Origin of the sequence: Bradyrhizobium sp. TM102, from assembly GCF_009176685.1 — a bacterium.
GTDB lineage: Bacteria > Pseudomonadota > Alphaproteobacteria > Rhizobiales > Xanthobacteraceae > Bradyrhizobium > Bradyrhizobium ottawaense.
In genome coordinates this window covers 6,434,913-6,447,713 of sequence record NZ_AP021855.1, presented here as the reverse complement: position 1 = coordinate 6,447,713, position 12,801 = coordinate 6,434,913, and the positions used below count along the sequence as shown (strand labels likewise).

Genomic DNA, 12,801 nt, shown 5'->3' with positions numbered 1-12,801 from the left:
GGAACCCAGAAAGAAAGATGCCCAAAGTTTCAGCATTTTAAAGCATCGAGGACCGGATTGTCTCGTCTTGCCGATGAATGGTTGCCAATTGGCGCACTGTCCTAGCCATCGCAGCCTTCGTCAATCCTTGCTTTTGGCTAGAGCAATAACTGCAAGTTGTGGATTCCGGGCGAATACGGAGGCCTCGGCAGTCCGAGGTGGGCTCGGCGCAATCCTCCGTTCGTGTGCGAAGGCGCACTCGCTGCTCTTCAGGCGACAGTTTCGAAGAACGCAAAAAAATTGGCCCGCTGCCAAATGGCAGCGGGCCCGTCGTCTTTAGAAATCGGCTGGGCGCGGCCTGACGCGCCTCCGCCTAGGCATGCTCGACGTAGTAGCTGTTGTGGTGCTTGCCCTTGTACGCCTCGATGCGCTTGAGCATCTTCGGGTTGGCGCGGTTGAGCACGGCGCCGAGCAATTTCTTCTGCAGGACTTCCGACCCGGAAACCGACTCCTGAAGGGCGCTTCGTGTCGTTTGCCCCCACTCGATCACATAGACCATGGCATCGATCAGGAAGCTGACGGCCTTTGAATCCGCCACCGGCATCACCGGGGCAAGATCGATCACGATGTACTCATAGTGCTCTTTCAGCACCTTGAGCAGATCGGCCATCGCCTTCGATCCAATGACGTCTGCCGAATTGACCATGCGGGAGGCCACGACGGACGGCAGGAAATCCAGGCCTGTTTCCTTGCTTCGCTGCACATGGTAGCCGAGGCTGGCCGGATCGCTGAGCGCCTCTACCAGTCCGCTCTTGGCGTTCGGCGCGAGCTCCCGCGTGAGCGAGCGCGTGTGCAGATCGCCGTCGATCAGGACCGTGCGATGCCCGGTGAGGGCGATCAACTGGGCGAAGTTGGCCGCCACCGTCGTCTTTCCTTCCTTGGGAAGGGACGAGACGATGCCAATCACCTTGATCTCGCGGGTCAGGCGCGCAACGTCGATCGACACCTTGATATTGCGCAACGTCTCGGCAAATCGCGAGAATGGATGGTCGACGACGTAGCGGGACAGATCGGGTGGACCGGTCTTCCCGGACGTGGATAGCAACGCGCCGGTCTTCGTCGGCGGACGAATGTCGGGCAGGACCCCGAGGCACTTCACGCCGAGCTCGTCCTCGACCTCGCCAGGGGTCCGCAACACGTCGCTGAGCAGTTCGCGGGCAAAGGCGGCGCCGAAGCCGAGGCAGAGGCCGCCCACCAGGCCGCCCACCAGCGCCAGCACCGTGCGCGGCGAGCTCTTGCGATCCGGCTTGGCGGCGGTGCTGATGAGGCGCGCCTCGCTGAGCGGGAAGCTCTGGTTCTGCGTGGCGCTCTGCAGCTTCTCGAGGAAGTTGTTGTAGAGGTTGCGGTAGGTGTCCGCGGCGCTTTCGAGATCGCGCAGCTTGACTGCAGCCTGGCCGGTATCGCCGGCCTGGGCGACGAGTTCCTTTACGTTCTTCTCGAGCGAGGCTTCTCGGCTCTTTGCGATCTCATAGTCGCTGCGATAGGCGTCGCCGATCCGATGCAGCTCGTCGGCGATGTTCTTGCGCAGCTCCTCCATCTTGTTGGCCAGATTGACCGCAGCAAGATGTTGCTTGCCATAGCGCCGGGACCAGTCGGCATACTGGGCCTGGAGGTCCAGATATTGCGCGCGCAGGCGGGTGATGACCGAGTTGTTGAGAGCATCGGTCACCGTCGATTGTGCGACGTCCTGGTCCGAAATCGCGGTGATCCGGTCGAGCCGGGCCTTGGCTTCGGCCGTCGACGCCCGCGCTTGAACCAGCTGGGTGTTGAGGTCCGACAATTGCTGTTCGGACATCAGGCCGCGGCTGGTTCCGACGATGTTGTTTTCGGCCTTGAAGGTCTGCACGGCACGGTCGCTGGCGGTTGCCTGCTCGCTCAGCTCGATGCTGCGCTGCTGAAGCCATTCGGTCGCCCGCTTGGTCGACTGATATTTGGCTTCCAGGGCGCCGACAAGGTAGGCGCTGGCGACGGCGTTGACGATCTTGGCGGCCTTGTCAGGGCTTCGCGAGCGATAGTTCAGCGACAAGACATAGGTCGTCAGGACACGTTCCGTCCTCAGGTTCTTCTGAACCTGCTCGACCACGGCATGCTCGAGTCGCTCCTGCGACGCCGGTTCTCCGGTGCCGAACAACGACATGAACTTGCCGAGGACGATGGAAAGTAAACCCGGATTGGAGCCATTGAACTCCGGATCGTCCGTCAGCTTCAGGCGACGGACCACCGAGAGGATCAGGTCGTCCGAGTTGATGACCTCGACCTGGCTGTCGACGTATCCGGTATCGATGAGGGCGCTGTTGGCGTTGCTGTCCTTGTCCAGCACCTGCGCCTGACGGGTATCCATCATGATGCGGGCATTCGCCGTGTACATGGGTTGCGCCATGATCAGATAGACGATCACCAGCGCCAGCGAAGCGCCGGTGCACACCGCGATGATCGGCCATTGCCGGCGCAGGACATCGGCCACGCGTTCGAAGCTGAGGACTGCTCCGCCGAATTCGATGCCGAATCTGTGACCCGACGGAAAATGTTCTCTAGGCTGATACATTTGTTAATTCGCTGCCTTTTGACGATCGCTGATCAATTCGGAAGGGGGACGGGCTTGAACGGGTTGGCCAGCTTGGTCTTCCACTCGCCGTCGAGCAGCGCCCCGCCTCGGGGCGGTTGCGCACGGCCCTTGTCTTGGGATTGGGTCTGGGCGCCGGAGGCGTCCTCGCCGGCGGCGGCATAGCCTGCTTGCACGTTGAGATCGCCGATCCGCTGCGTGAAATCCCTGATCTTGCGCGCAGCGTCCGGCTTCGTCGACGTGCACCGCCCTTCGGCGATCCTCAACGCGGCGCCAATGGCTGAACGGTCGGTTGAACTCGACGCCGAGATGAGGGTCTGCACGGACGGCAACACCGAGGGGTTCGTGGCGATAAAGGTGGCGAGCCGATATCTCAGCTTCTCCTTGTCATTGCGCAGCTGTTCCAGAAGCGAGGAGGGCGATTTTACGAACGTGTCGAGTTGGAGCTGCGAGGCACGATCCGTAAATTCGACACACTGGGCGCGGCAAGCATCGATGCTCGCCACCATCAAGGCAGAAGCTGCCAAGATGATCGGTAGCCATCGCGATCTCGCAAGACGACGTGTTAGTCCGCAACCCATCTGTGTCCCTTGCTCCCTGTTGCAATAGGAGAACACGTGAAACTTGGCAGGCAACTGTGTCAATTTTTGTGCGACGCAAAAGCTGCGTGCGCGTGCTCGGTGAGACAACGCGTGCATTGCCTGTTTCGGTCGGTTGCAAAAATGAAGATCTGCAATGCCTGCGAGATCGGCACGCTGGCGCCTAGGAATGTTGCAAACTGAAAACATAAGAGGCGTTGAAAGTCGAAGGGCCGCGAGCATGCGTCGCAAAACCGACACAAGTCGTCACGCGACTCATTGTTCCCCGCTTGCGAAAAATTATCGGTGCGATATGTGGCATCGTGCTTGCGGAGAGATCAACGTCTTTCGCGGTCGGCTTGATCGCAACAGCGCCGAATTTCGCGCACACTTTGCACGCAAATACTCGCAATCATCACGACCGAATTGATTTGCGCGCCGACGCATGTCGATCTCAGGCAAAAAGTGGCGTGAACTTGGCGCTCGCATGTCCGAATGATCTGCGAGGGTTGAAATTATCGTCGACCCTCATGCGTCGAATGCGAGTCCGCGATCGCAGAGATTGAACACGCGCAAGACCTGATACACACTGCTGCGGTGCAATAGCTACGGAATGTTGATGTGACGGAGATGGTTCATCGTGAGAAGGCGCATGTCCTGCCGCTCGATAGCATTCGGGGGATCGCCGCGACGTCGGTGGTGATTCACCATCTCCTGCTGATGCCGACTTTCCTCGCGGCGTTCCCGCACAATGCGTGGATCAATTGCTCGTTCTTCAGAAGCTCCTGGCTGCTGGTCGACTTGTTCTTTGTTCTCAGCGGGATCGTCATGTCGCTCAGCTACGTCGAGAGCGACTTCGGGCGCTTCTCGCTGCGTGAGTTCATGGCGCGGCGCCTGGCGCGGGTCTATCCGCTGCATATCGTCATGCTGATGGCAAATCTTCTGTTTCGCCTCCTGCGGATCGGTCTGGTCATGGCCGGTGTCGTGGTGGCCGCGCCGGCGGCGTTCGAAGTGAACAATGCCTATTCCTTCGGTCTCAACGTGCTGCTGCTGCATTCGATGGGGTTCATCGATTATCTCAGCTGGAATGCGCCGAGCTGGAGCATCAGCGTCGAGTTCTACACATATCTGGTGTTTGGCCTGATCGTGCTGCTGGCCCAGCGCATGCGTTCCCTGCTCTGGTTCTACGTCCTCTGTGGAGCCCTTGCGATTAGCAGTCTGGTCTTCATCATCTTCGTGCTCGACAAGAGGAGCCTCGGGCTTCAGACCGACTTCGGCATCCTGCGCTGCTTCGTGAGCTTCTTCCTGGGCGTGCTGACGGTGAGGATCGTCGATCGCCTGCCGGCCAAGCCGGGCCCTGCCGTGCAGGGCGTGCTGCAGTTCGCCGCCATGATCGCCAGCATCGCTCTGGTGTCCGCGGCGGAGACCAATCCTGCCGCGACCTTCCTCGCGCCGGTGACGTTCGCGATCTTCCTCGGCAGCTTGCTGGCCTTTCCGGATGCGCTGCTGGTGCCGCGGATGCTGGTGGCCGGGCCGCTGGTCTGGCTCGGGAAACGTTCCTACTCCATCTATATGGTGCACGCGCTCGTGGTGCTGCTCGCTGAATATTTCGTGCGGGCAGTGGGGGCGGGGCGGATCGCCGCGCTGGATTCGGTCTGGGCAGGCCTGCCGGCCACGCTGAATCTCGTCGTCTCACTGGCTGCTGTGCTAGCGGTCTCGCACTTCACCTATCTCTACATCGAAATTCCCGGCGGCAGGTTCATGCGAAATGTGCTCGGAAGCCGTCGGGATTTCGCGCGATCCCCCGCGCCGTCGGCGCGGCTGACGAACTGAGTCGGTCATGAGCATCCTCGCACTGCAACGGCCGCGACTGATCCTGATCAGCCTCAGCATCGAGGCGATCGCGCTCGGGGTCTATCTGGTCCGCGACGCCTTTGGTGGCGTGATCCGCTATTACACCAGCATCTATCACATGGATGCGCTCTGGTATCTGCCCGATGCGGTCGCGCTTGCGTGTCTGATCCAGTTCATCGTGCATTGCATCCTGCGCAATCGCAGCACCCTGGCCCTGTTGGTGTTGGTCCAGATCATGCTGTCGCTCGTGCTTGGCTATTTCATGATGGGAACGGCAAACGCAGCGATCTCGTCCTTCAAGATGATGCTGCCGGTGTTCGTCGGCTTCTGCTTCTGTGATGCGAGTCTCGGCTCGTACAAGAAGCTGCTGTCGGTCATCGCCGTGACCTTCTACCTCTCGGTCATCGGGGTGTTGCTGACGAAGTTCTACCTCATGCCCTGGGTCGGGTATAAATATGAGTCTTTTGGCGCGGTTCGGGAGGCGGGCCGGCTGTGGTGGGCCTATGGCGGCGACGACCAGCGGCTCATGGGTTTTGCGGCCGACAACACCATGGCCGCCTTCTTCATTCTCGTGTCGTTCGCGATCACCTCGATTCGCAAGAGCACGACGTGGTGCCTTCTGTTCGGCTCGCTCGCGGTCTATGTCATCAAGCTGACCACGAGCAAGACGACGATGATCGTCCTCGTGCTCTATCTGATCCTGCTCGTGTTCGTGCGTATGCTGCCGGAGAAGTCGCGCTTTCCCGCAATCAGGGGCATCGCGCAATGGTCCTTTGCCGCGATCTTCGTTCCGTTCTTCATGATCGTGATCGCTTCCGGCACCGCCGCCGTCCCGCACTCGACCCTGTTCAGCATCGTCGATCGCATCAACAACAGCTGGCAGTTGCCGTTCGTCTACATGAACCAGCTCATGCCGATCGGTCTGGTGACGGGCTGCGGCGCTGGCTGCTTCAACTATCCGCAGAAGCTGTTCTCGCCGCTTGCGCACTTCTGGGTGCCCGTCGACAATTTCTACATCGGGACCTACCTGATGTTCGGTCTGCCGTTCGTCGCGTTCATGGTGATGGTGTTCAGGGCGACATTCGGCGCGACCGACGTGTACAAGCTGACGCTGATCTTCGTCGTCAACCTGTTCACGATCACGGTGTTGAACTACGGCCCGGCGTCCGGCCTCCTGATCATCGCATTGAGCTTCAGCGACGTGTTTTCGCGCCGCGCGGCCTCCGCACGGGCGGGCGACGCCGTGCCGATCGTCATGCGGCCGCCGATGCCGTCTTTGGAAGGCTTCCGCCCGGACATACCGGCGGCGAGCGGAAGCAGGTGAGAACGAACGATGCATAAACGGCTCGCATTTATCGACACGCTGCGCGGCATTGCCGTGTTGTCGGTCCTGGTCCAGCATGTGTTCGAGGTGATCGTCGAGAAGCACCCGACGGGCGCCTATTACTGGCCCATCCACGATTTGTTCGGCTACTACATGAACTTTGGCCGGTTCGGCGTGGTGTTGTTCTTCTTCGTCAGCGGCTTCGTCATTCCGTTCAGCTTCCCGGACAGCGCCACGCCCGTGCGGGATTTTTCGATCAGCCGCTTCTTCCGGCTCTACCCGGCCTACTGGACCTCGCTCGTGGTCGGGCTCGTGACGATGCAGCTGATGGATTCGAAGATCTATCCGCTCGGGCAGATCGCCGCGAACGTGACGATGTTGCAGACCTTCGTGAACGTCCCGAACCTCTGGGTGTTCTATTGGACGCTGGCGATCGAGCTGCTGTTCTATGTCGGATGCACCATTCTGTTTGCGATGGGGCTGCTGAACCGGCGCTTCACGGCGGTGACGATCGTCGTTGCGGCCGCGCTGGTCGGAACCACCGCTGCGCTCCTGGTGGAGAACAGGGCGGTTTCCTCGGTGATGGAGGTCGGGCTGAATCTGTCGGCGATGTTCCTGGGCAAGATCATCCGCGACACCGTCATCGGCGGAAAGCTGCGATGGTCCCACGTGGCGGTCTGCACGCTCCTGTATGCGATCTTCGCCATCACCCTGGCCGACCGGCGGTTCGGAGGCGTGTACCACGAGAACTTCTTCTACAGCTATTCGATCGCATCGGCCTATGTCTGTGCGGCGCTCGTCTTCATCGGCTTTGCCGTGTTCGGTGAGAGAATGGCGTGGCGGCCGATGGCATTCGTCGGCGTGATCAGCTATTCGGTCTACCTGATGTCGCCGTTCGTGCTCGTCTTCATCCATCGCCTCGTCTGGTTCGGCGACGGGCCGCTCGGATGGTCGATCTTCATGACCCTGATCCTGGCGTTGTCGATCCTCGTCAGCTGGATGACGTTTACATTCGTCGAGAAGCCCAGCATCGCCTTCGGACAAAGGTTCCGATCAGCACGGCGAAAAAAGGTCGTTCTTGAGCCCGTCCTCAGTACCCAGGGTGCTGCAGAGTGAGTAACGCGCTGCACCAGCCGGGCGCCGCCTACGACGGATCGTTCGTTCCCTCGGTCCAGGGGCTTCGGGGGATTGCCGCGCTGAGCGTGCTGATGGATCATTTCTACGACATGCCGAAGGGAGGCATGTACGACATCCCGGATCCCGGCTTCCTGCCGCCGCTCTGGCTCTGGCTGCAATCGGCGATCAATGTCGGCGGGCACGGCGTCGAGCTGTTCTTCATGATCAGCGGCTTCCTGATCCCGGCGAGCCTGGTGCGGCACGGCTCGCTGCCGCGGTTCTTCTTCGATCGCGTCCTGCGCATCATGCCGGTGTTCGTGGTCCTGCATCTTGCGCTGTTCGCGATAGGTCCGATCGTCGGCTACAAGTTCTTCCGTGGCATCGATCTGACCAGCTATCTCGGGATTTTCACGGCCAATCTTTTCTTCGTGCAGGACGCGCTTGGCTTGCCCATTGCCCAGCAGAACGCCTGGACACTGACCTACGAGTGGGCGTTCTACATCTGGTTTGCGCTGACATTCTCGATGTGGCGCGGCGGGGGCAAGCTGCTGGCGGCGCCCCTGATCCTGCTGGGTCTGGCTTGCCTGATGCACTGGCCGATCACGGCGTTCTTCTGCATCGGCATGCTGTTCAGCGCCACCGGGTTTCGCATCTCCATTCCCGGACGGGTCGGCCTGCTCGCGGGCCTCGCCTGCGCAGCCGCCCTGTATGCGAGCTTGGTGCTGTTTCACCCGTTCGTGGGACTCCTTCCCGGATTCCTGCTGTTCGGCATGGTGCTTGCTCCGGAGTCGGGCCTGGGCAGGGCTCTGAGTGCCCCGGCACTGCAATATGTCGGCAAGATCAGCTACAGCCTCTATCTCGTGCATCCCTTCGTGCTCTTTCCCCTGCAGGTGATCGGCCTGAAGCTGGTCGCCGCCGGCGTCGATCGCTGGCTGCTGTGGGCCGCGTTCATCGTGCTTGGGCTGGTGATGTCATTGGTTGCAAGCGCGATCAGTTATGAGCTGATCGAGGTCAGGTTGAGGCGCCTGCTGGACGGCGCGATCCGCGGCATGTTCTTTCGACCGCTGAAGGTCGGGCAATCGGTTTGAGCGACCGCGTGCCCGTCGCGGTCAGCTCACGGTACGGCCTGCGAGCTTGTGATAGGACCCCAGCAGCTGTTCGGCGATGTGGTCCCAGTTCAGGATGCCGGCCGCGGTTTGCCGTGCGCCATCCGTCAATGTCGCGGCAAGCGGCTTGGAGGTCAGCACGCGTTCGAGTGCATCGGCCAATGCAGTGGCATCCCCTGGAGGAACCAGCAGCCCGTTGACTCCGTCGGTGACGACGTCGGGAATGCCGCCGGTGGCGCTGGCAACGACGGGACGAGAATTGCCGTAAGCGGAGGCAAGCACACCGCTCTGTGTCGCATCCTTGTAGGGCAAGGCGACCACCGTGGCGGATTGAAACAGCTGTCCGGTGTCCGCGGGCGAAATGTAGGCGTTGATGGTCTTGACCGTCGGCATCGCTTCCATCCGCGCGCCGAGCCGTGTCATTTCGGGGCCGCGGCCGGCGACGATTGCCTCATGCGCCACACCGCGCTTGGCCAACATGTCGATCGCGTCGATGAAGACGTCGAGGCCCTTGTAGGCCCACATTCGTCCAAAAAACAGGATGCGAGCGGCTTCGGGCGCGGTGACCGCATCTCGGGCCGGTGGAACCATGAGCACGCCGTGCATGCTTGAGACCGTTCCGCCCTTGAAGTCGGGCGAGGCGCGACGAAAATCCGCAATACAGCTCTCGCCATGCGTCGTGACGATCGACGCGGCGGCACGCATGTGCCCGCGCCAGGCGTCCTCGCGCGGCGAGGTGCCGGAGCCGCCTTCCGAATGCGGGATAGCATCGTGAACTGTCAGCACCAGGGGAATGCCGAGGGGGCGAAGGAACTGAATCAGCTTGGACGTATAGATCTCCGGAACTTCGTGACAATGAACGACGTCCGGACGAAACGAAATTATGTCGAGGAAAGAAGCCGGGATGCCAATCACGCCACCGCGGCGCAGGCTCAAATCGCGAACCCGGGTCTCGAAGGGAGCCGCCACGGCGATGTCGGCCAGTTCCCATTGCTGGTTGGCGTCCTTGCGGTTGAGCACGAGCCTGACGTCGCAATGGTGAGCCAATCCCGAAGCGAGCCGATAGGAATATTCCGCAAAATGCGGGGCGTAAATCGCCACGCGCAAGCGTTTGGAGCTACGGAGAGAACGCGGGGCCGGCGAATTCATCAAGGCATCCATTTTGCATCACATCGCAGAGAGCGATTGGAGTGTAGTCCACGATTTGAACTCACTTCCACTCTAAATCGGAATCGTGATGGCGCTCATCTGATTGCCATCACTCCGTCGTATTGTAGCGAGCAATCAGTCGCCGTTGTGAGCGGCGACAAGCGGTGGCGTGTCATCATCATTGCCGCGTCGTCTGGATCGGAATTGGGTCGAATTGTTGATGAACGTCACTCGAGGCAGGCAACATCAGGTCGTGGTGGCGCTGTTTTGGTCGCTCGCGCAGAATTGGGGCGGCCGCGCATTGTCGTTCGTGCTGTTCCTGGTATTGGCGCGGCTGCTCGATCCCGCGGATTTCGGACTTGCGGCGCTGGTCGCCTTCATCCTGCTGCTTTTGAGCTCCATCGCGGAATTCGGCTTCGGTGATGCATTGATCCAGCGGCGGACGCTCGAGCCCGCCGATGTGACGCTGCCGTTCTTCTGCTCGTTTGCTGCCTCAGTGCTCCTGGCCGTTCTGATCGCATTGCTGGCGACGCATATCGAGCAATGGTTCGACGTGAAGGGGCTCGCGCCGCTGCTGACGGCCGCCAGTCTCTCGCTTCCGATCGGCACCGCGACCCTGTTCCAGGAGGCGCTCTACAAGCGCCAGATGGATTTTCGGGTGCTCGCAGTCAGGACCATGGTGGCGACAGCCATCTCCGGCGTCGTGGGGATCGCCTGTGCCTATGCAGGGTTTGGCGCCCTCAGCCTCGTGATCCAGGTGGTCGTGCAGAGCGCGATCAGCGGCTTATGGCTCTGGAGCCAACCGCGATGGTTGCCGATGCGCGGCTACGATCTGAAGAGCTTTCGCGAGCTCTCCGGCTACAGCATCCACGTCATGCTGAACAGGCTGCTGGACTTCGCCATCGTTCGGACGATCGACATGATCATCCTGTCGCTCTATGGCGTCGCCGCCCTCGGCATCTACACGGTCGGCGCGAGGGTCTACATCATCCTGATGCAGTTGCTCACCCAGGCGGTCATGGACGTGGCGCTGAGCGCCTTGTCCAAAATCGCGCACGAGCGGGACCGCATCGCGGGCGCCTATTTGCGCAGCGTCAGTCTCGGCGCACTGATCGGATCTCCGGTCTTCGTGCTCCTCGCGGCGATCGCGCCGGAGTTCTCCCTGCTGCTGTTCGGTGCGAAGTGGGGTGGCAGCGAAGCGGTGATGCGGCCGCTGATGCTGATTGGCGCGGTCCAGACGGTGCAGTTCGTCAACAGCGCCTATTTTGGCGCTCTGGGCAAGCCGAACTACGTCTTTCTGCTCAACATCCTCAAATTCTGTACGGTCGTGCCGGCAATGTTCCTGCTTCCCTCGCGCGACATTGGTCAACTGGCCACGATCTTCGCATTCTCGCAGCTCGTGGTGACCCCCGTCACGTTTGCGCTGGCGCTCCGGCTGTTGGGCTTGAGCTGGAGCCAGTTTCTGCGCCCCATTGCGGGATGCCTTTGCGCCATCGTTCTGGCTTACGGCGCGGTCGTGCTGTGCCGGGAGGCGACGCCGGGCATGAATCCCTATTTGCGGATTGGACTGCTGGCGTCCTGTTTTGGCGCGACCTATTTGACGGGCATTCTGCTGTTCTGGCGGAAGCAGCTCCTTTCCCTGATTGATTTCGTCGTGAAGCGCGGTGCGACCGCCTGATGAAGACGAGGAGGACGTCGTGAAGCAATTGATCCCGGTGCCCGTACGCAGGCAGCTCCGAGGCTGGCTCAACAGCGCGAAGAATACGCCGTTGGCACTCGATCTGCTCGAACTGCGCAGGTGGCAGATCGCCCGGAGAGACGTCGGCGTCAACGTCGCGCCGCGCAACGATCCGCGCCGGCTCGTCGTGCTGCCTTCCGATCCCTGGAGCGTTCGTCAGTCGCGGGGCGATGAGGCGATGATCGAAGCGGCCACCGGGGAGGTGAAGCGGACCTATCCGAACCTCGAGATCTACATCGTCACCGCGACGCCAACGGCCAGTGCGGACGTGCGCGCGATGGGTTTCAAGCCGCTCGAACTCTGGCGACAGCCGTTCTCATACGAGACCGTGGCGCAGGAGCTGTCGCTCACCAGGCCGGATTTCGGATTGGTTCTGGGGGCCGACGTGCTCGACGGCTACTATTCGCCGGTGGATGCCGCGCGCATGCTGCTCGTTGCAGACTTGATGGCTGCGTTCGGCGCCAAGGTCAGCGTGCTCGGCTTCAGTTTCAACTCCCGGCCGGCGAAGGCGCTGCGCGAGGTGTTCCGGCTGCTGGACCCGGGCGTGGTCCTGAATCTGCGCGATACAATATCTCTCCAGCGTTTCGACGATTTTGCCCGGAAACGCGCCCGTCTGGTTGCCGATGCGGCGTTCATGCTGACTCCGCGGGCGGATACGGCCGCGGTGAAGCAGATCGCTGCCACGATCGCGCGACAGCGCGAGCAGGGTCGCAAGGTCTTCGTCTTCAACATCCATCCGATGTTGTTCAGGAAGCCGGAGCCGGCCAAGCTGCGGCAAATGATAGAGCTCGCCGCGGGCGCCATGGAGCGGCTGTCTCGCGAGCACAATGCAAGCTGGTTGTTGCTCGCTCACGACTACCGCCCCGAGATCGCCGACGACAATTGCCTACGGCCGCTGGCTGACCGCCTGAAGCCCACGCTCGGCGATCACGTGCATCATGTCGATCAGGCGCTGTCGGCGGGCGAGATCAAGGCCGTTGTCGGTCTGGTCGACGGCGTGATCACCGGCCGCATGCATCTGGCGATTGCGGCGCTGGGGCAGGGAACGCCCGTCGCAGCGATTACCTATCAGGACAAGTTCCAGGGCCTGTTTGCGCACTTTGGCGTCAGCGAATCGCTGTTGCTGTCGCCGGCCCAATTCCTGGTCGACGACAGTTTTGAGAAGTTTGTGCTGCAGTTCCTTGGCGCGCACGAAGCCGTCGGTGAGAAGGTACGTCAGATGCTGCCGAATGTCATGGAGCTGTCCCGCGCCAACATCGCACCGCTACTGGGCGAGAGCGCGATGCGCACGGTGCAGGAGGCCGGCGGCAAGGTCGCCTGAACGCCCTTATGTC

Annotated in this window: 9 protein-coding genes; 6 read left to right on the top strand and 3 right to left on the bottom strand. The window is 61.3% G+C overall.

The genetic code is table 11. The features are described 5' to 3' along the window. Nucleotides 1–352: 352 nt before the first annotated feature. Nucleotides 353–2,584, bottom strand: coding sequence for a Wzz/FepE/Etk N-terminal domain-containing protein (locus GDN70_RS30555; RefSeq protein WP_028141808.1), 2,232 nt, complete (start codon nt 2,582–2,584; stop codon nt 353–355). Nucleotides 2,585–2,616: 32 nt separating this feature from the next. After that, nucleotides 2,617–3,111 (bottom strand): hypothetical protein, encoded by a 495-nt coding sequence (locus GDN70_RS30550; RefSeq protein ID WP_038951073.1) that lies wholly within the window; start codon nt 3,109–3,111, stop codon nt 2,617–2,619. A 699-nt stretch (nt 3,112–3,810) separates the two neighbouring features. On the opposite strand from GDN70_RS30550, the gene GDN70_RS30545 reads away from it, so the two are divergent. The 4 genes from GDN70_RS30545 to GDN70_RS30530 are packed head-to-tail and all read left to right on the top strand — an operon-like array spanning nt 3,811 to nt 8,562. Further along, nucleotides 3,811–5,013 carry an acyltransferase gene (locus GDN70_RS30545; RefSeq protein ID WP_152103759.1) on the top strand — a complete coding sequence of 401 codons (1,203 nt, stop codon included), beginning with the start codon at nt 3,811–3,813 and terminating at the stop codon, nt 5,011–5,013. Nucleotides 5,014–5,020: 7 nt separating this feature from the next. Beyond that, on the top strand, nt 5,021–6,358 hold the full coding sequence (locus GDN70_RS30540) for a hypothetical protein (protein WP_028141805.1): 1,338 nt from the start codon (nt 5,021–5,023) through the stop codon (nt 6,356–6,358). Between the two features lie 9 nt (nt 6,359–6,367). Continuing rightward, nucleotides 6,368–7,474 (top strand): acyltransferase, encoded by a 1,107-nt coding sequence (locus GDN70_RS30535; protein ID WP_028141804.1) that lies wholly within the window; start codon nt 6,368–6,370, stop codon nt 7,472–7,474. Then, complete coding sequence (locus GDN70_RS30530; protein WP_028141803.1) at nt 7,471–8,562, top strand: acyltransferase; 1,092 nt, start codon at nt 7,471–7,473, stop codon at nt 8,560–8,562. The genes GDN70_RS30535 and GDN70_RS30530 overlap by 4 nt, the downstream gene beginning before the upstream one ends. 21 nt (nt 8,563–8,583) lie before the next feature. Here the strand turns inward: GDN70_RS30530 and GDN70_RS30525 are convergent, their stop codons facing one another. Beyond that, nucleotides 8,584–9,681 (bottom strand): glycosyltransferase family 4 protein, encoded by a 1,098-nt coding sequence (locus GDN70_RS30525; RefSeq protein WP_244439141.1) that lies wholly within the window; start codon nt 9,679–9,681, stop codon nt 8,584–8,586. Between the two features lie 268 nt (nt 9,682–9,949). Between GDN70_RS30525 and GDN70_RS30520 the strand changes: the two genes are divergently transcribed. Beyond that, the gene (locus GDN70_RS30520) at nt 9,950–11,407 is read left to right on the top strand and encodes a lipopolysaccharide biosynthesis protein (protein ID WP_028141801.1); all 1,458 of its coding nucleotides are present in this window, start codon (nt 9,950–9,952) and stop codon (nt 11,405–11,407) included. Nucleotides 11,408–11,426: 19 nt separating this feature from the next. Continuing rightward, nucleotides 11,427–12,788, top strand: coding sequence for a polysaccharide pyruvyl transferase family protein (locus tag GDN70_RS30515; protein ID WP_244439140.1), 1,362 nt, complete (start codon nt 11,427–11,429; stop codon nt 12,786–12,788). The last annotated feature ends 13 nt before the right edge of the window (nt 12,789–12,801 follow it).